This window comes from Arthrobacter sp. 7Tela_A1, from assembly GCF_049311065.1.
Classification (GTDB): Bacteria; Actinomycetota; Actinomycetes; order Actinomycetales; family Micrococcaceae; genus Arthrobacter_B.
Genome location: NZ_JAXIOO010000010.1, coordinates 1 through 25,265, shown reverse-complemented (window position 1 = coordinate 25,265; position 25,265 = coordinate 1). Strand labels below are relative to the sequence as shown.

Sequence of the window (25,265 nt, the reverse complement as noted above, 5' to 3'; positions counted from 1 at the left end):
GGCGGCCCTTCCGGAAAGGTCCGGAAGGGCCGCCGCCTTGTGGCAGTTTCTGCCCTGAACTAGATGGAGCGGTTCAGGATGGCCTGCTTGACCTCTGAGATCGCCTTGGTGACCTGGATGCCGCGGGGGCATGCTTCCGAGCAGTTGAAGGTGGTGCGGCAACGCCACACGCCTTCCTTGTCGTTCAGGATTTCCAGCCGCATGTCTCCGGCGTCGTCACGCGAGTCGAAGATGAAGCGGTGGGCGTTCACGATTGCGGCCGGACCGAAGTACTGTCCATCGGTCCAGAACACCGGGCAGGAGGAGGTGCAGGCGGCGCAGAGGATGCACTTGGTCGTGTCGTCGAAACGCTCACGGTCCTCGGCTGACTGCAGGCGCTCCTTGGCCGGCTCGTGGCCCTTGGTGATGAGGAACGGCATGATCTCGCGGTAGGACTGGAAGAACGGTTCCATGTCCACGATCAGGTCCTTCTCCACCGGCAGGCCCTTGATGGGCTCAACGAGGATGGGCTTGGACGTATCCAGGTCCTTCAGCAGCGTCTTGCAGGCAAGGCGGTTGCGGCCGTTGATGCGCATGGCATCGGAACCGCAGACGCCGTGGGCACAGGAGCGGCGGAAGGAGACGGAACCGTCGTGCTCCCACTTGACCTTGTGCAGGGCATCGAGCACACGGTCGGTGCCGTACATGGTGAGCGTCCACTCATCCCAGTGGGCCTCGTCGGAGACCTCAGGGTTGTAGCGGCGCACCTTCAACGTGATGTCGAAGGAGGGAATTTCACCGGCCGTGGATTCGGCAAGGTCAATCTTCGAGGCCGGCTCAGCGACTTCCGTTGTCATTAGTACTTCCTCACCATCGGCTCGTAGCGCGTGAAAATGACCGGCTTGGTATCGAGCCGGATGCCTGCAGTGTGCTCGGCGTTGTCCGCTTCATCGACCTTGTAGGCCATGGAGTGCAGCATGAACTTCTCGTCGTCGCGCTCCGGGAAGTCCTCGCGGAAGTGGCCGCCGCGCGACTCTTCGCGGTGCAGGGCCGCTACCGACATGACCTTGGCCAGTTCCAGGAGGAAGCCAAGTTCAACGGCTTCCAGCAGGTCAAGGTTGAAGCGCTTGCCCTTGTCCTGGACGTTGATCTTCTTGTAGCGCTCTTCGAGGGCTGCAATGTCGGAGAGGGTCTGGTTGATCGTCTCGGCCGTGCGGAAGACCTGCATGTTGGCATCCATGGTGTTCTGCAGGTCACGGCGGATTTCGGAAACACGCTCGGTGCCTTCGGAATTGCGCACGATGTCGAGCAGGGCCACGGTGTCAGCTTCCGGGTTCTCCGGCAGATCGACGAAGTCAGCCTGCAGGGCGTACTCGGCGGCGTAGATGCCCGCGCGCTTGCCGAACACGTTGATGTCCAGCAGCGAGTTGGTGCCCAGTCGGTTCGAGCCGTGCACGGATACGCAGGCCACCTCGCCGGCAGCGTACAGGCCGGGAATCACGGTGTCGTTGTCCTGCAGGACTTCGGCCTTGATGTTGGTCGGGATGCCGCCCATGACGTAGTGGGCGGTCGGGAAGACCGGCACCGGCTCGGTGTACGGTTCCACACCGAGGTAGGTGCGCGCGAACTCGGTGATGTCCGGGAGCTTGGCATCGATGTGAGCCGGCTCCAGGTGCGTCAGGTCGAGCAGGACGTAGTCCTTGTTCGGTCCGCAGCCGCGGCCTTCACGGACTTCGTTGGCCATGGAGCGGGCCACGATGTCACGCGGGGCAAGGTCCTTGATGGTGGGGGCGTAGCGCTCCATGAAGCGTTCACCCTCGGAGTTGCGCAGGATCGCACCTTCACCGCGGGCTGCTTCGGAAAGCAGGATGCCCAGGCCGGCGAGGCCGGTCGGGTGGAACTGGATGAACTCCATGTCTTCCAGCGGGATGCCCTTGCGGAACGCGATGCCCATGCCGTCACCGGTAAGGGTGTGGGCGTTGGACGTGGTCTTGAAGACCTTGCCTGCGCCGCCGGAGGCGAACACAACGGACTTGGCCTGGAAGACGTGCAGTTCGCCGGTGGCGAGGTCATAGGAGACCACGCCGGCCGTGCGCTTCTGGCCGAAGCTGTCCGTCACCGTCAGCAGGTCCAGCACGTAGTACTCGTTGTAGAACTCAACGTTGTGCTTGACGCAGTTTTGGTAGAGCGTCTGGAGGATCATGTGGCCGGTGCGGTCTGCGGCGTAGCAGGCACGGCGGACCGGAGCCTTGCCATGGTCGCGGGTGTGGCCGCCGAAGCGTCGCTGGTCGATCCGGCCTTCAGGCGTGCGGTTGAAGGGCAGGCCCATCTTTTCCAGGTCGAGCACGGCGTCGATGGCTTCCTTGGCCATGACCTCCGCGGCGTCCTGGTCTACCAGGTAGTCGCCGCCCTTGACCGTGTCAAAGGTGTGCCATTCCCAGTTGTCTTCTTCTACGTTGGCCAGTGCTGCGCACATGCCGCCCTGTGCTGCTCCGGTGTGGGAACGCGTGGGGTACAGCTTGGTCAGTACCGCCGTCCGCGCGCGCTGTCCGGATTCGATGGCGGCACGCATACCGGCGCCGCCGGCGCCGACAATGACGACGTCGTACTTATGGACCTGCATACCAGATGCTCTTTCTGTTGAAACTGTGTGTAGCTCTTAGGGAGTTGCTGCGGTGGCTGCGCGGCTAGGGTGCCGGGCAGAAGGACGGCAGCTGGTCCAGAGTCGCGTTGGCGGGGCACGGATCGAAGGTGAAGATCACCAGGGTGCCGAGAACGATGATGACGACGGTCGCGGAGTACAGGACCGTCTTGAGCCACATGCGGGTGGAGTTCTTGTCCGCGTAGTCATTGATGATCGTGCGCACGCCGTTGGTGCCGTGAAGCATCGCCAGCCACAGCATGACCAGGTCCCAGACCTGCCACAGGGGCGAAGCCCACTTGCCGGCAACGAAACCGAAGTCGATGGCGTGGATACCGTCACCGAGCATCAGGTTCATAAAGAGGTGGGTGAAGATCAGGACGACAAGCAGTGCACCCGAAATGCGCATGAAGAGCCATGCGATCATCTCGAAGTTTCCCTTGCCCGAACCGTTGCGGGTGTACTTCGGGGAAATGCGTCCGGCCCGGGGGGCCTCAAGTGAAGGAGTGCTCATGGCTTAGTGACCCCCGAAAACGATGGGAAGGTGGCGGATGGAGAAACCGATCATGGTCACGAGCCACAGACCGACTACGCCCCACAGCATCTGGCGCTGGTACTTGGGACCCTTCTTCCAGAAGTCGATAAGAATCACCCGGAGGCCGTTGAAGGCGTGGAACACGATGGCGGCGACGAGGCCGAGCTCACCGAGGCCCATGATGGGGTTCTTGTACGCTCCGATGACCACGTTGTAAGCCTCGGGCGACACACGCACCAATGAGGTATCCAGGACGTGGACCAAAAGGAAGAAGAAGATCACCACGCCAGTAATCCGATGGGCGACCCAGGACCACTGGCCTTCGCGGCCGCGGTAAAGCGTGCCTGCTGGTAACTTCGACACTGAATTTTCCTCCCTGCATCGCAGCGGCGCTAGCGCGTCTTCCACGCAGTGATGACGCCGGTGCGAGAGCACTTCTAGGCTCAAGCATAATCTAGGCCCCGGTGAGACCGGGATCAATTTAGGTTCCCCTACTGTGTGAGCTGGCTTACACTGCGGCGCCCCGGGGGTGCCCGCAGGTGCCCGTGCTGCCGGGGTTTTAGGGGGCCGGTCAGCTAACCTTGGCACTGATGAGTACTGAAATGACAAATGTGAACCCGGGCGCGGCACCGGATGCCGGAGTTTTCGACCGCTTTTACGGTGTGATTCCAGCAGGGGGGGTAGGAACCAGGCTCTGGCCGCTCTCCCGCGCCGCTGCTCCAAAGTTCCTGCACGACCTGACAGGGTCCGGCTCTACCTTGATCCGGGCCACCTATGACCGCCTGGCTCCGCTCAGCGATGACCGCGTGATGGTCGTGACCGGAACCCTCCACCGCGCGGCCGTGCTGGCGCAGCTGCCCGAGATCCAGCACGAGAACCTCGTGCTGGAGAGCGAGCCCAAGGATTCCGCCGCCGCCATCGGACTGGCTGCTGCCATCCTCTACCAGCGCGATCCCTCGATCATCATGGGTTCGTTCGCCGCCGACCAGGTGATTACGCCCGTGGAGGTCTTCCAGGAGACAGTTCGGGAAGCCGTCCATACTGCTGCCCAGGGCTACATCGTCACCATCGGTATCCATCCGACGCACCCTTCCACCGGATTCGGCTACATCAAAGCCGGCGAAGCCCTGGAGATCGACGGAGCGCCCAGTGCGCACGCCGTCGTCGAATTCGTGGAGAAGCCCTCCGAGGACACAGCGCGCAGCTACCTGCGCAGCGGCAACTACAGCTGGAACGCCGGTATGTTCGTTGCCCCCGTGGCACTGATGCTGAAGCACCTCCTGGAGAACGAGCCTGAGCTGCACGCAGGGCTCATGGAAATCGCAGAAGCGTGGGATACGGAAAACCGCCGTGAAACAGTACTGCGGATCTGGCCCACACTGCCCAAGACCGCCATCGACTACGCCGTTGCGGAACCTGCCGCTGCCGCGGGAGACGTAGCCATGATCCCGGGAATCTTCAGCTGGGACGATGTGGGGGACTTCGCCGCGATCGGCCGGCTGAACCCCGCCGAGGAAAACAGCGAGCTGACCGTGATGGGAGAGGGCGCCCGCGTCTATTCCGAGAACGCCTCAGGCATCGTCGTCTCCGATACCAAGCGGGTTATCGCCCTGATCGGGATCGAAGACGTAGTGATTGTGGACACGCCGGATGCACTGCTGGTGACCACCAAGGACCATGCCCAGGAAGTGAAGAAGGCCGTGGAACACCTGAAGGCCAGCGGAGACACGGACGTACTGTAGGGCACGCCTTCCGCAATTGGCCTGTGGGAAGTCTTAATGTCCGCCGTTTCCCGCAAGCCAGAGCAGGTTGGCTAATCTGGAAGATGTGCAGACGACCCCACTAAGCAGTTCACCCGTTCCTTCGATCCGGGGAAGCGTTGCCCCGATTCTTGGGGAGCTCATCGACTTCCGGCGGGACCTGCACTCACATCCGGAACTCTCGCACAAGGAATTCCGCACCACCGACCGCATTATCGAAGCGCTGGAGGCCGCAGGCCTCCAGCCCAAGCGGCTGGAGAACACGGGAGCCTACGTCGATATTGGCGACGGACCCGTTCGCCTCGCGCTGCGGGCCGACATTGATGCGCTCCCGGTCCTCGAAGAGACCGGCCTGCCCTATGCCTCGGTTAACACCGGGATTACGCACGCCTGCGGTCATGACATCCACACCACGGTGATGGTGGGCGCGGCGAAAGTCCTGGCGCGGCTGGAAGCCCAGGGCTCCCTGGGCGGACGGATCCGCGTCATCTTCCAGCCTGCCGAGGAAGTGATGCCCGGCGGGGCACTCTCCGTCATTGAACAGGGCATCCTCGAAGGCGTGCCGCGCATCCTGGCGCTGCACTGCGACCCGAGGGTCGACGTCGGGCAGGTCGGCACCCGCATAGGCGCCATCACCTCGGCGTCGGACACGATCCGGATCGAACTCTCCGGGCAGGGTGGCCACACCTCCCGTCCGCACCTGACCCAGGACCTCGTCTTTGCGCTGGGGCAGATTGCCGTCGGCGTCCCTGCGGTGCTCTCCCGCCGGATCGATGTCCGCAGCGGAGTCTCCGTGGTCTGGGGGCAGATCCACGCCGGCTCGGCACCCAATGCGATCCCGGGCCACGGGTTCATGGCAGGGACCATGCGCTGCCTCGACGCCGAAGCCTGGCAGGCGGCAGGAACGCTGCTCGACGACGTCGTGCGGGACATCGCAGCGCCCTACGGAGTCCAGGTGTCCCTGGAGCACACCCGCGGCGTGCCTCCGGTCATCAACGCCGAAGCTGAGACGGGCCTCATTGAGGCGTCTGCCCGGGCGGAACTGGGCGAAGATTCAGTGGTCCTGACTCCGCAGTCCATGGGCGGCGAGGACTTCGCCTGGATGACGCAGGCAGTCCCTGGGGCCATGATGCGCCTGGGCACCCGTACCCCGGGCGGGGAAACCTACGATCTGCACCGCGGGGATTACAACCCTGATGAACTCTCCATCAGTTGCGGCGTTTCCGTCATGGCCGCGGCGGCAGTGCGTGCTGCCCGGGGCCTGCGGCACTAGGCACTGCCCGGTCGGCGGCCGTTCCGCAGGCCGCTGATGATAACAACATGTAAACAAATGTTCCCCGAGTCACGATTCTGCCTTCCCAAGCGCCTTTGTACCGCTAAGGTTAGGTCTTGCTGCGCTTCATGAGGTAAGGGGCGCACACCACGCGCCTGCGCGAAAGGCCATTCGCACTGAACGGCTGTGCTGCAGACTTCTCGGGTGGATCCCATTTCTTTTCTGGAGGAACATTGAAGAATTTCCCGCGCAGCTTTAAGCGCAATGCCGGTGTATCCGCCGCCATGCTGGGCGCGTCCGCGCTTCTGCTGGCCGGCTGCGGTGCAGCTCCGGAGGAAGACGCAGCCTCTTCCGACGCCGCGAGCGGCAGCGCAAGCAGCGACTTCCTGGCCTGCATGGTTTCCGACTCCGGTGGCTTCGATGACCGCTCGTTCAACCAGTCCGGCTTTGAAGGCCTGAAGGCTGCGGAAGCGGACCTTGGCATTGAGATCAAGACCGCTGAGTCCCAGTCGGAGACCGACTTCGGACCGAACCTGGATTCCATGGTCGTCCAGAACGGCTGTGACATCACGGTCACCGTTGGCTTCCTCCTGGCCGACGCCACCGAGGAAGTGGCTACCGCCAACCCGGACAGCCACTTCGCCATCATCGATGACAACTCCATCGAGCTGGACAACGTCAAGCCGATCATCTATGACACGGCCCAGGCTGCTTTCCTCGCCGGCTATGTAGCTGCCGGAACGTCCGAGACGGGCAAGGTCGCCACCTACGGCGGCGTCAACATCCCGACCGTGACCATCTTCATGGACGGCTTCGCTGACGGCGTTGCGTACTACAACGAAGAGAACGGCGCCAACGTCGAGGTCCTCGGCTGGAACAAGGCCGAGCAGACCGGTTCCTTCATCGGCGACTTCACCAACACCGGTGCCGGCAAGACGACCACCGAAAACTTCATCAACGAAGGCGCCGACATCATCATGCCGGTTGCCGGTCCGGTGGGTACCGGCACCCTTGACGCAGTTGTCGAAGCCAACGCAGGCGGCGGCAACAACAAGGTCATCTGGGTCGACTCCGACGGCTTCGAGACCGCCGGCAACGGCAAGGAGTTCATCCTGACCTCCGTCATGAAGCTCATGGGCGAGGCCGTTGAAGAGGTCATCTCCACCGACGTTGAAGGCAACTTCGACTCGACCCCGTACATCGGCACCCTGGAGAACGGCGGCGTCACCCTGGCTCCGTACCACGACCAGGAAGACGCTGTTCCGGCCGATGTCAAGACTGCCGTTGACGAAATCAAGCAGAAGATTATCGACGGCGAAATCACCGTAGAATCCGCAGCCAGCCCGAAGTAACAGGGGCAGGCAGCTTCCAGAACCGCCGTTCGTCCGGATGCACAGCAGCCGGGCGGACGGCGGTTCGTTCTGTTCCGGGTAACCTTCCAACAGGGGGTACCCAAACACTCAGACACAAACAGATTGGTTGGGGTTGTGAAACTCGAACTCAAAGGCATCACCAAGCGCTTCGGCACCTTGGTTGCCAACGACCACATTGACCTGGTCATCGAGCCGGGACAGGTACACAGCCTTCTCGGTGAAAACGGGGCGGGCAAGTCAACGCTCATGAACGTCCTGTACGGCCTCTATGAACCGACAGAGGGCGAAATCCTGATCAACGGCAAACCCGTTGTCTTCTCAGGTCCGGGTGATGCAATGGCCGCAGGAATCGGCATGGTGCACCAGCACTTCATGCTGGTACCGGTCTTCACCGTTGCCGAGAACGTTGCCCTTGGCAATGAGAGCACCAAGGTCGCCGGTGCCCTCAACCTGGACACCACGCGCGCCCGCATCCGCGAGATTTCGAACCAGTACGGGTTCGACGTGGATCCGGACGCCGTCGTCGAGGACCTGCCCGTTGGCGTGCAGCAGCGCGTGGAGATCATCAAGGCCCTGATCCGGGACGCTGAAGTCCTGATCCTTGATGAGCCCACCGCCGTGCTGACTCCGCGCGAGACCGACGAACTGCTGGCGATCATGCGCCAGCTGTGCAACGACGGCAAATCCGTGGTGTTCATTTCCCACAAGCTGCGCGAAGTCAAAGCCGTGTCCGACGTCATTACGGTGATCCGGCGCGGCAAGGTCGTCGGCGATGCCGCGCCCGGCGCATCCACCACGGAACTGGCCTCCATGATGGTGGGCCGCTCCGTCAGCCTCAACCTGCAGAAGGAACCGGCGCAGCCGGGAGCAGCCACTTTCCAGGTCCGCGACCTTGTGGTGCTCTCCGATACCGGCCAGGCAGTGGTCGACCACCTGAGCTTCGAGATCTCCAAGGGCGAGATCCTCGCCGTTGCCGGTGTCCAGGGCAACGGCCAGACCGAACTGACCGAGGCCATCATGGGCCTGCAGGAGCACGTGACCGGCTCGATCCAGCTCGACGGTGAAGAACTGGTGGGCAAACGGGTCGCCCAGATCATCGACGCCGGCGTGGGCTTCGTGCCCGAGGACCGCAGCGTTGACGGGCTGGTCGGGCCCTTCACGGTCGCGGAGAACCTGATTCTGAACCGGTACAACAAGGCGCCCTTCGCCAAGGGACTGTCCATGCGTCCCGCGGTGGTGGCGGCCAATGCCGCGGAGAAGATCGACGAGTTCGATATCCGTACGCAGTCAGCCGAAGCCGCAGCAGGGACGCTGTCCGGCGGCAACCAGCAGAAAGTCGTCATGGCCCGGGAGCTTTCGCGCCCGTTGTCGCTGTTCATCGCCTCCCAGCCGACGCGCGGCGTGGACGTGGGGTCCATCGAGTTCCTGCACAAGCGCATCATTGCCGAGCGCGACGGCGGAACGCCGGTGATGATCGTTTCCACCGAACTGGACGAAGTCCTGGAGCTGGCAGACCGGATCGCCGTGCTGTACAGCGGCAAGCTCATGGGCATTGTCCCGAGCAACACCTCGCGCGATGTGCTGGGCCTGATGATGGCCGGCATGCGCGCCGAAGACGCACTTTCGCAGCAGAGCGAGAACGAGGGAGGGGCGCAGTGAGCCCGGAAGAAGCACACAGGCAGCAGGGCGATCCGGCCCACCGGAAAGAGGAGGCGGCTGCTGAAGAAACCCGCCTGCTGACCTCTGCCGAAACAGCAGGCGGGGCGATGCCGCCTCCCGCGGTGCCGGTGCCGGCCTCTGAACTCCACCCCGAGGAGGGCCAGGAGTCCCTCCTGCGCCGCATCGTGACCGGGAACGCCCTGGTCTCCGTCCTGTCCGTGCTGATGGCACTGGTCGTGGGCGGCCTGCTGATTGCCTTGACTGACGAGGATGTTGCGAAGGCATCTGCCTACTTCTTCTCCCGGCCGGCGGATCTTTTCGCTGCTGCCTGGTCGGCAGCTTCGGGAGCCTACGTCGCCCTGTTCCAGGGATCGATCTTCAATAACGAGGCCGAGACCTTCTCCCGGATGATCTACCCTCTGACGCAGACGCTGACGGTGGCGACCCCGCTGATCTGCGCCGGCCTCGGTGTCGCCCTGGCGTTCCGCGCCGGGCTGTTCAACATCGGCGCGCAGGGCCAGATCATCATCGGTGCAACCCTGGCAGCCTGGGTTGGTTTTACCTGGCACCTGCCGGTGGGCCTGCACCTGCTGCTCGTGGTCATTGCCGGTGCACTCGGCGGTGCCATCTGGGGCGGCATAGCCGGCCTGCTCAAGGCCCGAACCGGTGCGCACGAGGTCATCGTGACCATCATGCTGAACTACATCGCGATCCAGCTGGTGCTCTTCCTGCTCACCACCCCCGGATTCCAGCGCCCCGGCTCCACCAACCCGATCAGCCCGCAGGTTGATGATTCCGCCATGTTCCCGTCCCTGCTGGGCAGCGGATTCCGCCTCCACTGGGGCTTCATCATGGCCATTGCCGCCACGGTCTTCATCTGGTGGCTGCTGAACCGTTCCACGGTCGGCTTTGAGCTTCGCGCCGTTGGTGCGAACCCCGCCGCAGCCCGGAACGCAGGCATCAATACGACCAAGGGCTACGTGACCGTGATGCTGATCGCGGGTGCACTGGCCGGCCTTGCCGGCGTTGCACAGGTCTCCGGTACCGAACGCGTGCTGACCTCCGGTGTTGCGGCCAGCTTTGGCTTCGATGCCATCACCGTTGCACTCCTGGGACGTTCCACCCCGTGGGGCACCTTTGCCGCAGGCCTGCTCTTCGGCGCCTTCCGCGCCGGAGGCGTCACCATGCAGACCAGCACGGGAACCAACATCGACATTGTGCTGGTGGTCCAGTCACTGATCGTCCTCTTCATCGCCGCGCCGCCGCTGGTCCGGTCCATCTTCAGGATCCCGCCGCCCGGGGCGTTCAAGACGTCCGGCAAGCGCACGCCCAAAAACGCCGATGCAGGGCAAGGAGCATCATGAGCACCGCAACAACTCTTTCCCCGGCCGGCCGGCCGGCAGACATCCAGATCATCCGCAGCTGGAAAACGCCCATCCTGCTCGGCATCCTCGCCCTGCTTGGCTTCATTGTCTTCGGGCTCGGAGCGCCGTCCACTGACGTGACCTTCCGGTTGACGGAGGGGAACTCAGCGTTCCCGCTGCCCGACGTCGTGGTCTCCGCTCCGGTCCTCGGGTGGATCGCTTCCGTGGTCCTGCTGGCCTCGGCGGCGTACGCGTTTGTCCTGGTTAGCCGCTACCAGCACATCCCCGGATGGCTGATTGCCGTGTTCGCGGTGTTCTTCGTCGCCGCCTTCCTTACCTGGGCGGTGGGCAGTGCCCGAAGCCCCAGCGTCGCGCTCTACGGCCTGCTGGCAGGTTCCTTCGTCCTGGCGTTCCCGCTGATCTTCGGTTCGCTGTCCGGCGTGCTGTGTGAACGCTCGGGTGTGGTGAACATTGCGATCGAAGGGCAGCTGCTTTTCGGCGCCTTTGCCGCCGCGGTGGCAGGCTCGCTCTCAGGCAACGCCTTTGTGGGCCTGTTCGCGGCAGCCATTGCCGGCGTGCTGGTCTCGCTGGTCCTGGCAGTGTTCAGCATCAAGTACATCGTGAACCAGGTGATCGTCGGCGTCGTGCTGAACGTGCTGGTGTCCGGCCTGACCGGATTCCTCTTCTCCACCGTGCTGAGCGCCGACTCCGCGAAGTGGAACTCGCCGCCCCGCCTGGAATCGATTCCCATCCCGCTGCTGTCCGACATTCCGATCCTGGGCCCGATCCTCTTCGACCAGTCCATCATCGGCTACCTGATGTATGTGGCCGTGGCAGCCGTGTACTTCGGACTTTTCCATACCAAGTGGGGCCTGCGCACCCGTGCCGTGGGCGAGCACCCCAAGGCGGCAGACACCCTGGGCGTGAACGTGAACCGGACCCGGTTCTGGAACGTCCTGCTGGCAGGTGCCGTGGCCGGAGTCGGCGGTGCGTTCTTCACCCTCGTATCGGTGTCCTCCTTCAACCGGGACATGACGTCGGGCCAGGGCTACATCGCTCTTGCTGCGCTGATCCTGGGCCGCTGGAATCCGATCGGCGCACTGTTCGCGGCACTGCTCTTCGGCTTCGCGTCGAACCTGCAGTCGGTGCTGAGCCTCTTGGGCACGCCGGTCCCGAACCAGTTCCTGGCCATGCTGCCCTATGTGGTAACCATCTTCGCCGTCGCCGGCGTGGTAGGTAAGTCCCGGGGGCCGGCAGCGAGCGGCATACCGTACATCAAGGGCTGAGAAGCCCGAAAGGAAAACAATGAACGCAGAAGCAGGCATCCCTGCCCACGCACCGGCCGACGTCGACTGGGCCGTCCTACAGGACGCCGCCCGCGAAGCCATGGCCCACGCCTATGTTCCCTACTCCCGTTATCCAGTGGGCGCCGCGGCATTGACCGACGACGGCCGGATCGTCTCAGGCTGCAACATCGAGAACGCTTCCTACGGCCTGACGCTGTGCGCTGAGTGCTCCATGATCAGCCAGCTCAACATGACCGGCGGAGGCCGCCTGGTGGCCTTCACCTGTGTCGACGGCCAGGGCCAGACCCTGATGCCGTGTGGCCGCTGCCGCCAGCTGCTGTACGAATTCCGGGCTCCGGGCATGCAGCTGCTGACCGTAAGCGGCATCAGGACCATGGACGAAGTGCTGCCGGACGCCTTTGGGCCGCAGCACCTGGAAGAGGCAGGCAAATGAGTTCCGAAAAGTTCGACACCGTAGACATCATCCGCACCAAGCGGGACCGGGGGACACTCTCCCCGGAGCAGATCGACTGGACGATCGACGCCTACACCCGCGGCGCCATTGCTGACGAGCAGATGGCAGCCCTGAACATGGCCATTCTGCTCAACGGCATGAACCGGGAAGAAATCTCCCGCTGGACCGCAGCCATGATTGCCTCGGGGGAGCGGATGGACTTCTCTTCCCTGGGCAAGCCGACCTCGGACAAGCACTCAACCGGCGGCGTGGGGGACAAGATCACCCTGCCGCTGGCTCCGCTGGTGGCGGTCTTCGGGGTTGCCGTGCCGCAGCTCTCCGGCCGCGGACTGGGTCACACCGGCGGAACGCTGGATAAGCTCGAAGCCATTCCCGGCTGGCGTGCTGCCCTGAGCAACGACGAAATGATGGCACAGCTGGCGGACGTCGGCGCCGTGATCTGTGCAGCCGGTGCCGGTCTGGCGCCCGCGGACAAGAAGCTCTACGCACTGCGCGACGTCACGGGAACGGTTGAAGCCATTCCGCTGATCGCGTCCTCGATCATGAGCAAGAAGATTGCCGAAGGCACCGGGTCGCTGGTGCTGGACGTCAAGGTCGGCTCCGGAGCCTTCATGAAGAACCTGGACGACGCCCGGGAGCTGGCCCGCACCATGGTCACACTCGGTAAAGATGCAGGCGTGAACACCGTGGCCTTGCTCACTAACATGGCGACGCCGCTGGGCCTGACCGCCGGCAATGCCATCGAGGTGGAGGAATCGGTGGAGGTCCTCGCCGGCGGAGGCCCGTCCGACGTCGTCGAACTGACTGTGGCGCTGGCGCGTGAAATGCTCACCGCCGCCGGCCAGCCCGACGCCGACCCCGAGGCCGCGCTAAAGGACGGGCGCGCCATGGACGTCTGGCGCCGGATGATCCAGGCACAGGGCGGCGACCCGGATGCCGCCCTTCCGGTAGCCAAGGAGTCCGAGACGATCCTGGCTTCGGCAGACGGGGTCCTCACGGAGCTCGACGCCCTCGCCGTCGGCGTCGCAGCCTGGCGGCTCGGTGCAGGCCGGGCCCGGAAGGAAGACGCGGTCCAGCTCGGCGCCGGCGTACGGCTGCACGCCAAGCCCGGCGACACGGTCAAGGCCGGGACGCCGCTGATGACCCTGTTGACGGACACCCCGGAGAAGTTCGACCGGGCCAAGGAAGTGCTGGCGGACGCCGTCACGATTTCCCCGGCCGCCGGGAACGTCGCTCCGCTGATCCTCGACCGGATCAGCTAGGTCACGCGCCTCCCCTCACCGAGATGACAGAAACTGCCCGTATGAGCTCTCATACGGGCAGTTTCTGCTATCTCGCGGGGAAGAGGACGGGTCAGCAGGGCGGACTCAGGGTCGGGGCGGGGTTCTCTCAGGGTGCTCCCGGGGACATGCCCGGTGACGGGCACTCTTTCAGAAGTGGCATCGTTGTAGGTACAGATATCTACCCGAGGAGTGCCGCCCATTGGACGTTCTTAACGCCGTAATGGACACCATCAACGAATTCGTCCTGGCCTACTCAGGGGCTCCCTGGGTTTATTTCGTGCTCTTCGCCTGTTGCCTGCTGGACGGATTCTTTCCCCCCATCCCCAGCGAATCACTCGTGGTCGGGTTGTCCGCCCTCGTGTTCCTGGACGGCGGACCGAACGTCTGGCTGATCGCCGTCTCAGCAGCGGCCGGCGCCTTCGTCGGCGACAACATCGCCTACGCCCTGGGCCGGACACTGCGTACTGACAGGTTCCGCTGGATGCGCGGTCCGCGAATGCAGCGGGGCTTCGTGTGGGCAGGACGTGAGCTGGAGAAGCGTGCAGTGTCCCTGATCCTGATCGCACGGTTTATCCCCGTGGGCCGGGTGGTGGTCAACCTGACCGCCGGGGCCACCCGCTTCCCGCGGCGGATGTTCGTGGCATTGACGGGCATGTCGGCGATTCTGTGGGCGGCGTACTCCGTGGCTATCGGCGCCCTCGCCGGGGCCTGGTTCAAGGAGAACCACCTGCTCGCTGTGGTGGTGGCGATCACCGTTGCGCTGGTCCTGGGCCTGATCATCGACCGGATCATCGCCAAGCTCCGCGGACCGACTCCTCTCCGCACCCGCGAGCCGCTGGAAGAGAATGTCAACTCTGAGCCTTAAGCGCGCCGGGTGACCCTCACGTAGAGTTGGCATGTGACTGAGCCCATGACGAATCCCGCTGCCCTTTCCACCTTCGACGTCCGCGTACTGCCCAAGGTTTCCCTCCACGACCACCTCGACGGCGGACTGCGCCCGGGCACGATCGTGGAGCTTGCCGAGGCCGCAGGCCACACGCTGCCGTCCACCGACCCCGTCGCCCTGGGGGAGTGGTTCCGTGAATCGGCGAACTCCGGCTCGCTGGTCCGCTACCTGGAAACCTTCGACCACACCATCGCCGTGATGCAGACCCGTGAGGGCCTGACCCGGGTTGCCCGCGAGTTCGTTGAGGACCTGGTGGAGGACGGAGTGGTGTACGCCGAAGTCCGCTGGGCACCCGAGCAGCACCTGCGCGGTGGACTCAGCCTGGACGAGGCCGTTGAAGCCGTCCAGGCCGGCCTGGAGGAAGGCGTGGCCGACGCCGAAGCCAACGGACACCTGATCCAGGCAGGGCAGCTCATTACCGCCATGCGGCACGGTGACCGCGGCATGGAGATTGCCGAACTCGCCGTCCGCCACCGCGACCGCGGCGCCGTGGGCTTTGACATTGCCGGCGCTGAGGACGGCTTCCCGCCGTCGCGCTTCAAGGATGCCTTTACCTACCTCGCCGAGCAGATGTTTCCTGTGACGGTCCACGCCGGCGAAGCCGCGGGCGTGGAGAGCATTGTGGACGCCCTGGTCCACGGACGGGCGCTTCGCCTGGGCCACGGCGTGCGGATCGCGGAGGACATCGAAGTCGACTTCGAAGACGAGGACGCGCCCGACGCCGGGAATGACACCTCAGTCGGCATGGTCACCCTGGGCGACGTGGCCGGCTGGGTCCGGGACAGGGGGATCCCGCTGGAGATCTGCCCTTCCTCGAACCTGCAGACCGGCGCGGTGGAATCCTTCGGTGAGGACATCGAATCGCATCCGATCGACCTGCTCTACCAGACCGGCTTCATCGTGACGGTAAACACCGACAACCGCCTGATGAGCGGGGTCAGCCTGACGGACGAGTTCGAACTCCTGGTCGAGACCTTCGACTACGACCTGGACGACATCCTGGAGCTGACCATGAACGCCGTCAACGCTGCGTTCCTGCCGCTGGAAGAGCGTGCAGCCCTGGCCGGGTACGTCACCGAAGGATTCAACCGCGCCCGTGGCTAGCGAAGCTTCCGGGGCCGGTGACCTGGGGCAGGCGTTCGCCCGCCTGGCCCAGGTCATCGCCCTGCTGCGAGAACGCTGTCCCTGGACCGGTGCGCTGACCCACGAGTCGCTCCTGGAATACCTGCTCGAGGAATCCTACGAAGTCATCGAGGCAGTGGAAACCGGCCACACCGGGGCAGAAGATGCCGCTGAACTAAGCGGCGAACTAGGGGACGTCCTGTTCCAGGTGCTGCTGCACGCCCGGCTCCAGGAGGAAGCCGGCCACTTCTCTATTGCCGACGTCGTCGAGTCGCTGACCAGGAAGATGATCCGGCGCAATCCCCACGTCTTCAAACCTGACGGCACCCTCACCGAGGCAACCACCGAGGACCAGGCGGAGATCGAGCGTTCCTGGGACGCTGTGAAAAAGACCGAGAAGCCGCACCGGACCAGCCCGTTCGACGGCATTCCGGCCTCTCTCCCGGCCCTCGCCCTGGCCGCGAAAGCGCAGGCAAGGGCCCGGCGGGCCGGCCTGCCGGTGCCCGCGGCGGACGGAACGGGACCCGCCTGGGACAGCGAAGAGGAACTCGGCGCACTGCTGTTCGAAACGGTGCGCCAGGCTACGGAACGCGGCATCGATCCCGAAGCCGCCCTGCGTGCGGCAGTCCGCCGTTTTACGGCTGCGGCGCCTCCCGTTACCGAATGACGCCTCCGGTCCTTACTAAGGGCGCGGATTCCACTAGGCTGGGAGCAGACAGCGTGGTCCCCGTCATAGGCCCGGCTGTAGTTTCCACCCTCAAGTTCCAATGAACAGGAGCATTCCCATGGCCATCATTGATGCCATCCACGCCCGAGAGATCCTTGATTCCCGGGGAAACCCGACCGTGGAGGTCGAGGTCCTGCTCGACGATGACACGTTCGGCCGTGCCGCCGTTCCTTCCGGTGCTTCCACCGGCGCTTTCGAAGCCAATGAACGCCGCGACGGCGAAAAGGACCGCTACCAGGGCAAAGGCGTGCTCCAGGCCGTGGAAGCCGTGATCGACCAGATCCAGCCGGCACTGCTGGGCTTCGATGCCGCCGACCAGCGTGCCATCGATCAGGCCATGATCGACCTGGACGGGACCGAGAACAAGTCGGGACTGGGCGCGAACGCCATCCTCGGTGTCTCCCTCGCCGTGGCCCGTGCCGCAGCAGAGTCCGCGGCCCTGCCGCTCTACCGCTACCTCGGCGGCCCGAACGCGCACATCCTGCCCGTGCCGCTGATGAACATCCTCAACGGCGGCTCCCACGCGGATTCCGACGTCGACATCCAGGAATTCATGATCGTTCCGCTGGGTGCTGACACCTACTCGGAAGGCCTGCGCTGGGGCGTGGAGGTTTACCACAACCTCAAGTCCGTCCTGAAGGAGCAGAGCCTCTCCACCGGCCTCGGCGACGAAGGCGGCTTCGCTCCGAACCTGCCGTCGAACCGTGCAGCCCTGGACCTGATCCTCGAAGCCATCACGCGGGCCGGTTACACACCGGGAACCGACATCGCCCTGGCCCTGGACGTTGCCTCCTCCGAGTTCTTCAAGGACGGCTCCTACGTCTTCGAAGGCCAGAACCGCAGTGCCGCGGAAATGTCCGCCTACTACGAGGAACTGGTCCGTGACTACCCGCTGGTCTCCATCGAAGATCCGCTGGATGAGAACGACTGGGACGGCTGGAAAGCCCTCACCGCCAGCCTCGGGGACAAGGTCCAGCTGGTTGGCGACGACCTCTTCGTCACCAACCCCGCCCGCCTCGAGACCGGCATCAAGGAAAACGCCGCCAACTCGCTGCTGGTGAAGGTCAACCAGATCGGCACGCTGTCCGAGACCCTGGATGCCATCACCATGGCTCAGCGCGCCGGCTACACGACGATCACCTCGCACCGCTCCGGCGAAACCGAGGACACCACCATTGCCGACATCTGCGTGGCGACCAACGCCGGCCAGATCAAGACCGGTGCCCCGGCCCGCTCCGAGCGCGTGGCCAAGTACAACCAGCTGCTGCGCATCGAAGAAGAGCTCGACGACGCCGCACGCTACGCAGGACGCAGCGCTTTCCCGCGTTTCACGGCCTAGCAAGTACACCGGCGGTGGGTACCCTCGAATACGGGGGTGCCCGCCGTCGGCGTTTTTCCCGGGCACACCCAGATCCACAGAGCCCGCCACGCAAGGAGCCCCATGTCCACCCGACGCCCCAAGGTCCCCAAGCCGGCGGCCGACGGACTTCCGGCCGCGCCCCGTGTACGCCGTGATCCCGGCGGGCAGGCAGCATCGACGGGCGGCAACGCCCCGGGCACAGCAGCCGGGAACAGCGCCCCCGGCGCGCCAAAGAGCACCACGGGCGCGAAAACCGCAGGCCGCAAGCCCCGGCTGCCGAAGTCACAGAAGGACTCCAAGCCCAACAGCGGCTCGGCTGCCCGCGCCGCCGCCCGGCAGGAACTTGCCGCCGAAATCCGCAGCGGTGTCTCGGCCCCCGGCAGCGAACCGGCACAGGCGTCCCCGAGGACGGACGCACCCTTGCAGCCCGTCCCGGCGAAGTCGTTTTCCGGACGGCTGCTGGCACTTGGAATCGTGATGGTGGTCGTCACGGTCCTGCTGGCGCCCTCGGTGCGGACCTATCTGCAGCAGCGCTCCGAAATCGCAGCCCTGGAGGCCCAGATTGCCCGGGAGCAGGAAGTCGGAGCAGAGCTCGAGCAGACTCTGGACCGGTGGGAAGACCCGGCCTTCATCAAGGCACAGGCCCGGGAGCGGATCTTCCTGGTGATGCCCGGCGAAACCCGCTACCTGGTCAAGGGCGAGAACGGGATCGAGGAGATCGAGGAACAGGCCGCGGCAGAGGCGCCGCAGGACCTGGAATGGGTCGATGCACTGTGGGATTCGGTCCTCCGTTCCGCCACTGCACCGTAACCGGCAGGCGGGCCGGGAACCTCGGAGGGGAACCGGTTTCCCTCTGGGCACAGTAGGCTGGATGACTGAGACAGCTACACCTCGGGTCCTTCGCGGACCCCCAGGAAGGACCTTCGCCGCATGACCCCTGACCAGCTCACACCGACCCAGGACGATCTGGAGACCCTGAGCCGGCAGCTCGGACGGCCGGTGCGTGACGTCGTTGAAATCGGCGCCCGCTGCATCTGCGGCAACCCGCTGGTGGCCACCACGGCACCCCGGCTGGGCAACGGAATTCCCTTCCCCACGACGTACTACCTGACCCACCCGGTGATCACGTCCGCCGTTTCCCGGCTGGAGGCCGCGGGAATGATGACGGAAATGACTGCCCGGCTGGAAACCGATGCCGAGCTGGCTGCCCGCTACCGCCAGGCACATGAGGCCTATCTCCAGGTCCGCAAGGAGATCGGGGAACGCACGGGCACCGGACCTGTTCCGGAGATCGACGGCGTTTCGGCCGGCGGAATGCCCACACGGGTGAAGTGCCTTCACGTGCTGGTCGGCCACTCCCTGGCGGCCGGACCCGGCGTAAACCCGCTGGGTGACGAAGCACTGGAAGCCATCTCCGAATGGTGGACGCGTGAGCGCTGCTATTGTGAGGGCGCATGGGCGGTTGACGGACCTGCACCCTCGCGGGACCTGAGCCGCCACACGAAGACGCAGGGACTTTCGGCTGCTGAGCTGGACCGCAAGCGCGCTGCCCGGCGCGCGGCGGCAGCTGCGGAGCAGGAAGCGGCCGGAGAAGGGGAACAGGCCATGGAAAACACGAACCACGTGGTCCGGGTAGCTGCCGTTGACTGCGGAACGAATTCGATCCGCCTGCTGATTGCCGACGCGGAAACGGTCGACGGCGTCACCACGCTCACCGACGTCGTGCGCCTGATGCGTATTGTCCGGCTGGGCGAAGGAGTCGATGCCACAGGCCGCCTCTCTGCTGAGGCACTTGAACGCACCTTTGCGGCGACCGATGAATATGCCGCGCTAATCAAGGAACACCGCGCTGAGAAGGTCCGTTTCGTGGCTACTTCCGCCACGCGTGACGCGGAGAACCGTGACGAATTCATGGACGGCGTCCGCGCCCGTCTGGGCGTGAGCCCGGAAGTCATCAGCGGCGACGAGGAAGCGGGACTGTCCTTCGCCGGCGCCACCAGCGTCCTGCCTGCCGGCAACGGAACCCGAACGCTGGTCGTGGACCTGGGCGGCGGATCGACGGAGTTCGTCCTCGGCACGTCCGAGGGCGTGCTGGCCGCCAAGAGCACCGACATGGGCTGTGTTCGCTTCACCGAGCGCCACCTCGTTTCCGATCCTCCCACCGACGCCCAGATCGCCATGGCACGGGGGGACATCCTGGACATGGTGGCGCAGGTCCTGGAGACCGTGCCGCTTTCCACGGCCGACAGGCTCGTTGGGGTTGCCGGAACGATCACCACGGTGACGGCCCATGCCTTGAAACTTCCGGAATACTCCTCCGCCGCAATCCACGGCAGCGAACTGAGCGCCGAAGCGATCGACGACGCCACGAAGTCGCTCCTGCACATGTCGCACGACGAAAGGGCTGCCCTGCCTTACATGCACCCCGGCCGCGTGGACGTCATTGGCGCCGGCGCCCTGATCTGGAAGACGATCGTGGACCGCATGGCCGAACTGACTGACGGGCGCGTGGAGTCCGCCGTGACTTCCGAGCACGACATTCTCGACGGCATCGCACTGAGCACGCTGCGGTGAGCGTGGAAGGAAAGGAACGGCGCCCAAAGGGCGCCGCGATGAGGCGCGCTGCGGGCAGCGGTGCCCTGTCCCTGACAGCGGTCCTGCTGATCCAGTTGGCAGCACCTGCGCCTGCCCACGCCGATGAGTGGCGGGACAGGGAATACTGGCTGGCCGACTACGGCATCACGGAAGCGTGGAAGAAGTCCCAGGGGGAAGGGGTGAAGGTCGCGGTCATTGACACCGGCATTGATCCTTCCCACCCCGACTTGGCCGGTGCCATCGCCGGGGGAACCGATGTGTCCGGCGCCGGCGATCCGTCCGGCGGCAGGGGACTGGGCGTCAACCCGGAGCACGGAACGCTGGTTGCCACCCTGCTGGCGGGCCGCGGGCATGCCGCCAAGGACAGCGAGGACGGCGAGGACAAGGACGAGCAGGATTACAAGGGCCCGGGCAACGGGCCTGACGGGATTATCGGGGTAGCGCCCAAGGCCGAACTGCTGACGGTTTCGGCATGGATCGGCGAAGCGAACCCCGGAGGCGTTCCCATTGACCAGCAGCTGCCCAACGCGGTGCGCTGGGCAGTGGACAACGGCGCGAAGGTGATCAACATGTCACTGGGTTCTTCGTCCACCGCGTGGCCGGAGAGCTGGGATGACGCCTTCCTTTACGCCGAGCAGAACGACGTCGTGATTGTCGCCGCTGCGGGAAACCGCGGCGTCGGGATGATCCAGGTTGGAGCACCAGCCACCATTCCGGGCGTGCTGACCGTTGCCGGCCTGGACCGGCAGGGGAAGGCGAGCTGGGATTCCTCCTCCGAAGGCATCAGCATCGGAGTTGCTGCGCCCGCCGAGAACCTGGTGGGCGGGCTCCCGGAGGGTGCCTCCCGGTACGCCGAGTGGTCCGGCACCTCCGCTGCGGCACCGCTGGTGTCCGGCGTCGCCGCCCTGATCCGGTCCGCGTACCCGGAACTGACAGCGGCCCAGGTCATCAACCGGATCATTACCACGGCCAAGGACGGCGGGGTTCCGGGCCGGGATACCCTCTACGGCTACGGAATTATCGACGCCAACGCCGCGTTGAATGCAGACGTTCCCGCGGTGGCAGGTAATCCACTCGGAACCATTGAAGAATGGATCCGGATCCACCGCCGCGGCGAGGCTCCGACCGCGCCGGCCGGACCTGAACCGGTCAGCGAGGCCCTGCCGGATATTCCGGAACCCAAGGTGCCCGCTGCGGCTGAACCCTACACTGAAGAAGACCCGCTGCCGGCCGTGCTGGTCCTGGGCTTCGCCGGACTGATCCTGCTCGTTGGCGCCGGCGGAAGCATCGCCGTCCTGCGGATCCGGCGCTCCGCCGAGGCGTCTGCAGGCGCCGTTCCGGGGGACCTCCCCGGCGGGGAGGAACAGAAACTGGAGCCTTCCCGCTCCGCTTGATAAGCACCGGGGCAGTCGGGTAGAAACAGACTGCGGAACACTTCGTGAAGACTTTCACAAGTCGGGTAGGATATTTGCTATGGCATCGCACACACAGTTCTCTGATCGTCCACGCGTACTCGTGGTTGGCGGTGGCTACGTTGGACTCTACGTAGCCAAGAACCTGCAGAAGCAGGTCAAGAAGCACGGCGGGATCGTCACGGTAGTGGATCCGCTGCCGTACATGACGTACCAGCCCTTCCTGCCTGAGGTTGCGGCGGGAACCATCAACGCACGCAACGCCGTCGTTTCGCACCGCATGCACCTGAAGGACACCGAGCTCATTTCGGGCAAGGTGACCGCGGTCAACCATGCCGCCCACACAGCCACCGTGGAGCCCGCCGACGGGGGTGAGCCATTCGAGCTCAGCTACCGCGACATCGTTATTGCTGCCGGCTCCATTACCCGGACCTTCCCCATCCCGGGCCTGGCCGAAGTTGGCATCGGCATGAAGACGATCGAAGAAGCAGTGGAGATGCGCAACAAGGTGCTCGAGCGCATCGAGACCGCCTCCCTGATGACCGATCAGGCTGCCCGCGCCCGCGCACTGACCTTCGTCGTCGTCGGCGGCGGCTTCGCCGGCATTGAGACCATCACCGAAATCGAAGACATGGCCCGCAGTGCCGTGCGTGAGAACAACCGCCTCAAGCGCGAAGACCTGCGCTTCGTGATGATTGAAGCAATGGGCCGCGTCATGCCCGAGGTCAAGCCGGAGCAGGCTGAATGGGTTGTCTCCTCCATGCGTGAGCGCGGCATTGAGGTGCTGCTCAACACCTCGCTGGCCAGCGCCGAAGGCGGCCTGCTGAAGCTCATCAACATGGCCGACAAGTCCCCGGCCGGCGAATTCGAAGCCGATACCCTCATCTGGACTGCCGGCGTGCAGGCCAACCCGATGGTCCGCGCCACCGACTTCCCGATCGATGACCGCGGCCGCGTGCGAACCAACGCCGAACTGCGGATCACCGGCGACGACGGTCCCCTTGAAGGTGCCTGGGCGGCCGGCGACGTTTCGGCCGTGCCCGACCTGACCGGAGGCGGCGTCGGAGGGTTCTGCGTCCCGAACGCGCAGCACGCCGTCCGCCAGGCCAAGCGCCTGGCCAAGAACCTCCTTGCTGCACGCTACGGAGAGGGCAGTGTCCAGGAATACCGCCACAAGAACCTCGGTGCTGTGGCAGGCCTGGGCCAGTACAAGGGTGTTGCGAACATCATGGGCTTCGGCATGAAGGGCTTCCCGGCCTGGCTGGCCCACCGCGGCTATCACGGCATGGCCATGCCCATGTTTGAGCGCAAGTTCCGCGTCATCTCCGGCTGGGCGGCGAACTTCTGGTTCGGCCGTGACTTCACGCAGCTGATGCACCTGAAGAACCCGCGCAAGGCATTCGTGGAGGCTGCAACGCCCGCCAAGAAGCCTGCCGCCAAGTAGCAGCACGCGAACCGCCATACGACGGCGGCCACTGGATATCCTCCGGTGGCCGCCGTCGGCGTTAACCCTGTTTCCTGCCGTCCCTGCCGCTCAAGTAGGCTGGTCTATGCGCCTGGACCCGGTTTGTTCGCCGGCGTTCCGATGTGCGGGCGCCCCAGTAGCCCAATGGCAGAGGCAGCGGACTTAAAATCTGTGTGTTGTCGGTTCGAGTCCGACCTGGGGTACAAAGTGAACGTTTAGCAACCATGCGCCTTGGCATCATGCAACATCTTGGCCACAGGTGTGACGAGTGTTACAAGGCTGTAACCGTAGGCTCTTATCTTGGACACATTATTCAACTAGTTTTTCTTGTAATCAGGAACACCTGATAACAGCATCAAAGGCACCCGCCTTTCGATCGGGGAGAAAAACTACATGACTGCACTTCGCAAGACCGGGCCGCTTGGCCTGGGGGATGGTTACAGCCGCGCAGCAAAGATTGCAGCATTGGGCATGGGCATCGCCCTGTTTGCCTCTGGCTGCGCCAGCGGAAGCGACTCCGGCACGGAGTCCACGCCGTCCGATGCTTCTTCGTCGTCAGCTGACAGCTCAGTTCTCACGTGCCCGGAAAGCCAGGGCGGCACCGGAGAGGATCCGGGAGAGAAGGGCGACCCCTCAGCTGTTCCCGCTTCGACCGGCACCACAGAGACTCCTCTGAAGCTCGGCACCCTTCTTCCGACCACCGGCGCCCTCGCGTTCCTGGGCCCGCCGGAAATCGCCGGCGTCGACCTGGCAGCCCAGGAAGTCAACGCATCAGGCGGCGTGCTGGGCCAGCCGATCGAGATCGTGCACCGCGACTCCGGCGACACCACCACCGACATCGCCACCCAATCGGTCACCGACCTGCTGGGCCAGGGCGTCAGCGGCATCATCGGTGCCGCCTCGTCCGGCGTTTCCAAGACGGTTATCAACCAGATCACCGGTGCCGGCGTCATCCAATTCTCCCCGGCCAACACATCGCCTGACTTCACCGACTGGGATGACCAGGGCCTCTACTGGCGCACCGCCCCCTCCGACGTTCTCCAGGGCCGTACCCTGGGCAACTACATTGTGGAGTGCGGCGCCCAGACCGTTGGCATGATCGTCCTCAACGACGCCTACGGCACCGGCCTGCAGTCGAACATCAAGGGCTCCGTGGAGTCCGCAGGCGGCCAGGTCGTCGCCGAGGAAATGTTCAACGAAGGCGACTCACAGTTCAGCAGCCAGGTTGACGCCGTCGCCGGCGCCAACCCGGACGCAATCGTCGTCATCAGCTTCGACCAGGCCAAGAGCATCGCACCGCTGCTCGCCGGCAAGGGCGTCGACCCGTCACAGATCTTCTTCGTGGACGGCAATACCTCGGATTACAGTGCAGACCTTGAAGCAGGAACCCTTGAAGGTGCCCAGGGCACCATCCCGGGTCCGTTCGCCTCTGACAACTTCAAGAAGGCACTGCTGGAGGTCGACCCGGCCCTGAAGGACTGGGCCTACGCCGGTGAAAGCTACGACGCCGTGACCATGCTGGCTTTGGCAGCTGAAGCTGCCGGCAGCACCGACGGCAAGGCAATGGCAGCTGAGCTCCAGGGTGTTTCCGCCGACGGCGAGAAGTGCTTCGACTACGCAGGCTGCGTCACCATCCTGCGCGGCGGCGGAGACATCGACTACGACGGTTACTCCGGACCGGTCACGTTCGACGAGAACGGCGACCCGACCGAGGCCTTCATCGGCATCTACCAGTTCGACGCCGACAACAAGCCGGTACCGAGCCGCTCCGAGGTTGGAAAGCTCTAGCACCAAACCAAGCATCAAACACACTCGCACAACTCAAAGGGCCTCCGCTTCGGCGGGGGCCCTTTGATGTTCAGGCGGAGACTGTCCCTGGGGGCCGGGAAAGGGCAGCTGCGCCGCCCGCGCACGGGAAGCGGTCTCCCGCACAGTACCGCTCCCGTTGAGCTTCCTGGCGCCCCCGATGGCCCTTTGCCGTCCCGACACGACAGTGGGCGCGCGCGGGGG

Annotated in this window: 21 protein-coding genes, 1 tRNA gene and 1 pseudogene; 19 read left to right on the top strand and 4 right to left on the bottom strand. The window is 64.7% G+C overall.

Going from position 1 to position 25,265, the window contains the following annotated elements:
• Positions 1 to 59: 59 nt before the first annotated feature.
• From TVB01_RS06340 to sdhC, 4 genes are all read right to left on the bottom strand, one after another.
• The gene (locus TVB01_RS06340) at positions 60 to 836 is read right to left on the bottom strand and encodes a succinate dehydrogenase iron-sulfur subunit (protein WP_227895203.1); all 777 of its coding nucleotides are present in this window, start codon (positions 834 to 836) and stop codon (positions 60 to 62) included.
• On the bottom strand, positions 836 to 2,602 hold the full coding sequence (gene sdhA / locus TVB01_RS06335) for a succinate dehydrogenase flavoprotein subunit (RefSeq protein WP_422454990.1): 1,767 nt from the start codon (positions 2,600 to 2,602) through the stop codon (positions 836 to 838). The genes TVB01_RS06340 and sdhA overlap by 1 nt, the downstream gene beginning before the upstream one ends.
• Positions 2,603 to 2,666: 64 nt before the next feature.
• Entirely contained in the window at positions 2,667 to 3,134 is a 468-nt protein-coding gene (locus TVB01_RS06330) for a succinate dehydrogenase hydrophobic membrane anchor subunit (protein WP_422454989.1), read from the bottom strand.
• A 3-nt stretch (positions 3,135 to 3,137) separates the two neighbouring features.
• On the bottom strand, positions 3,138 to 3,518 hold the full coding sequence (sdhC, locus tag TVB01_RS06325) for a succinate dehydrogenase, cytochrome b556 subunit (protein ID WP_227895200.1): 381 nt from the start codon (positions 3,516 to 3,518) through the stop codon (positions 3,138 to 3,140).
• Positions 3,519 to 3,745: 227 nt separating this feature from the next.
• Here sdhC and TVB01_RS06320 point away from each other — a divergent pair, with 227 nt between their 5' ends.
• The 19 genes and pseudogenes from TVB01_RS06320 (at position 3,746) to TVB01_RS06230 (ending at position 25,043) form a co-directional block, all read left to right on the top strand.
• Positions 3,746 to 4,897, top strand: coding sequence for a mannose-1-phosphate guanylyltransferase (locus TVB01_RS06320; protein ID WP_422454987.1), 1,152 nt, complete (start codon positions 3,746 to 3,748; stop codon positions 4,895 to 4,897).
• 85 nt (positions 4,898 to 4,982) lie between these two features.
• On the top strand, positions 4,983 to 6,188 hold the full coding sequence (locus tag TVB01_RS06315) for an amidohydrolase (protein WP_422454985.1): 1,206 nt from the start codon (positions 4,983 to 4,985) through the stop codon (positions 6,186 to 6,188).
• 233 nt (positions 6,189 to 6,421) lie between these two features.
• The gene (locus TVB01_RS06310) at positions 6,422 to 7,540 is read left to right on the top strand and encodes a BMP family lipoprotein (RefSeq protein WP_422454983.1); all 1,119 of its coding nucleotides are present in this window, start codon (positions 6,422 to 6,424) and stop codon (positions 7,538 to 7,540) included.
• 135 nt (positions 7,541 to 7,675) lie between these two features.
• Complete coding sequence (locus TVB01_RS06305; RefSeq protein ID WP_422454981.1) at positions 7,676 to 9,220, top strand: ABC transporter ATP-binding protein; 1,545 nt, start codon at positions 7,676 to 7,678, stop codon at positions 9,218 to 9,220.
• Positions 9,217 to 10,584 (top strand): ABC transporter permease, encoded by a 1,368-nt coding sequence (locus TVB01_RS06300; protein ID WP_422454980.1) that lies wholly within the window; start codon positions 9,217 to 9,219, stop codon positions 10,582 to 10,584. The genes TVB01_RS06305 and TVB01_RS06300 overlap by 4 nt, the downstream gene beginning before the upstream one ends.
• Positions 10,581 to 11,870, top strand: coding sequence for an ABC transporter permease (locus tag TVB01_RS06295; protein ID WP_422454978.1), 1,290 nt, complete (start codon positions 10,581 to 10,583; stop codon positions 11,868 to 11,870). Before TVB01_RS06300 ends, TVB01_RS06295 begins: the two co-directional genes overlap by 4 nt.
• A gap of 19 nt (positions 11,871 to 11,889) precedes the next feature.
• Positions 11,890 to 12,324, top strand: coding sequence for a cytidine deaminase (locus TVB01_RS06290; RefSeq protein ID WP_227895195.1), 435 nt, complete (start codon positions 11,890 to 11,892; stop codon positions 12,322 to 12,324).
• A complete protein-coding gene (locus TVB01_RS06285) occupies positions 12,321 to 13,607 on the top strand; it encodes a thymidine phosphorylase (protein WP_422454977.1) in 1,287 nt (428 codons plus the stop codon). The genes TVB01_RS06290 and TVB01_RS06285 overlap by 4 nt, the downstream gene beginning before the upstream one ends.
• Before the next feature lie 241 nt (positions 13,608 to 13,848).
• Positions 13,849 to 14,493 carry a DedA family protein gene (locus TVB01_RS06280; protein WP_422455101.1) on the top strand — a complete coding sequence of 215 codons (645 nt, stop codon included), beginning with the start codon at positions 13,849 to 13,851 and terminating at the stop codon, positions 14,491 to 14,493.
• A 45-nt stretch (positions 14,494 to 14,538) separates the two neighbouring features.
• Entirely contained in the window at positions 14,539 to 15,678 is a 1,140-nt protein-coding gene (locus TVB01_RS06275) for an adenosine deaminase (RefSeq protein ID WP_422455099.1), read from the top strand.
• Positions 15,671 to 16,363, top strand: a complete 693-nt coding sequence (locus tag TVB01_RS06270) for a MazG nucleotide pyrophosphohydrolase domain-containing protein (RefSeq protein ID WP_422454975.1) — start codon at positions 15,671 to 15,673, stop codon at positions 16,361 to 16,363. Before TVB01_RS06275 ends, TVB01_RS06270 begins: the two co-directional genes overlap by 8 nt.
• A 118-nt stretch (positions 16,364 to 16,481) precedes the next feature.
• Positions 16,482 to 17,762 (top strand): phosphopyruvate hydratase, encoded by a 1,281-nt coding sequence (gene eno / locus TVB01_RS06265; protein ID WP_422454973.1) that lies wholly within the window; start codon positions 16,482 to 16,484, stop codon positions 17,760 to 17,762.
• A 102-nt stretch (positions 17,763 to 17,864) separates the two neighbouring features.
• Positions 17,865 to 18,593: an FtsB family cell division protein gene (locus TVB01_RS06260; RefSeq protein ID WP_422454972.1), complete on the top strand. Its 729-nt coding sequence runs from the start codon at positions 17,865 to 17,867 to the stop codon at positions 18,591 to 18,593.
• A 120-nt stretch (positions 18,594 to 18,713) separates the two neighbouring features.
• Positions 18,714 to 19,283: pseudogene (locus tag TVB01_RS06255) on the top strand (DUF501 domain-containing protein); the annotation flags it as partial.
• Between the two features lie 105 nt (positions 19,284 to 19,388).
• Positions 19,389 to 20,357 carry an exopolyphosphatase gene (locus TVB01_RS06250; RefSeq protein ID WP_422455098.1) on the top strand — a complete coding sequence of 323 codons (969 nt, stop codon included), beginning with the start codon at positions 19,389 to 19,391 and terminating at the stop codon, positions 20,355 to 20,357.
• 38 nt (positions 20,358 to 20,395) lie between these two features.
• On the top strand, positions 20,396 to 21,772 hold the full coding sequence (locus TVB01_RS06245) for a S8 family serine peptidase (RefSeq protein WP_422454971.1): 1,377 nt from the start codon (positions 20,396 to 20,398) through the stop codon (positions 21,770 to 21,772).
• 79 nt (positions 21,773 to 21,851) lie between these two features.
• A complete protein-coding gene (locus TVB01_RS06240) occupies positions 21,852 to 23,234 on the top strand; it encodes an NAD(P)/FAD-dependent oxidoreductase (protein WP_422454969.1) in 1,383 nt (460 codons plus the stop codon).
• Between the two features lie 151 nt (positions 23,235 to 23,385).
• Positions 23,386 to 23,458: transfer RNA gene (locus TVB01_RS06235), tRNA-Leu, on the top strand.
• A gap of 190 nt (positions 23,459 to 23,648) precedes the next feature.
• Entirely contained in the window at positions 23,649 to 25,043 is a 1,395-nt protein-coding gene (locus tag TVB01_RS06230) for an ABC transporter substrate-binding protein (protein WP_422454968.1), read from the top strand.
• Positions 25,044 to 25,265: the final 222 nt, after the last annotated feature.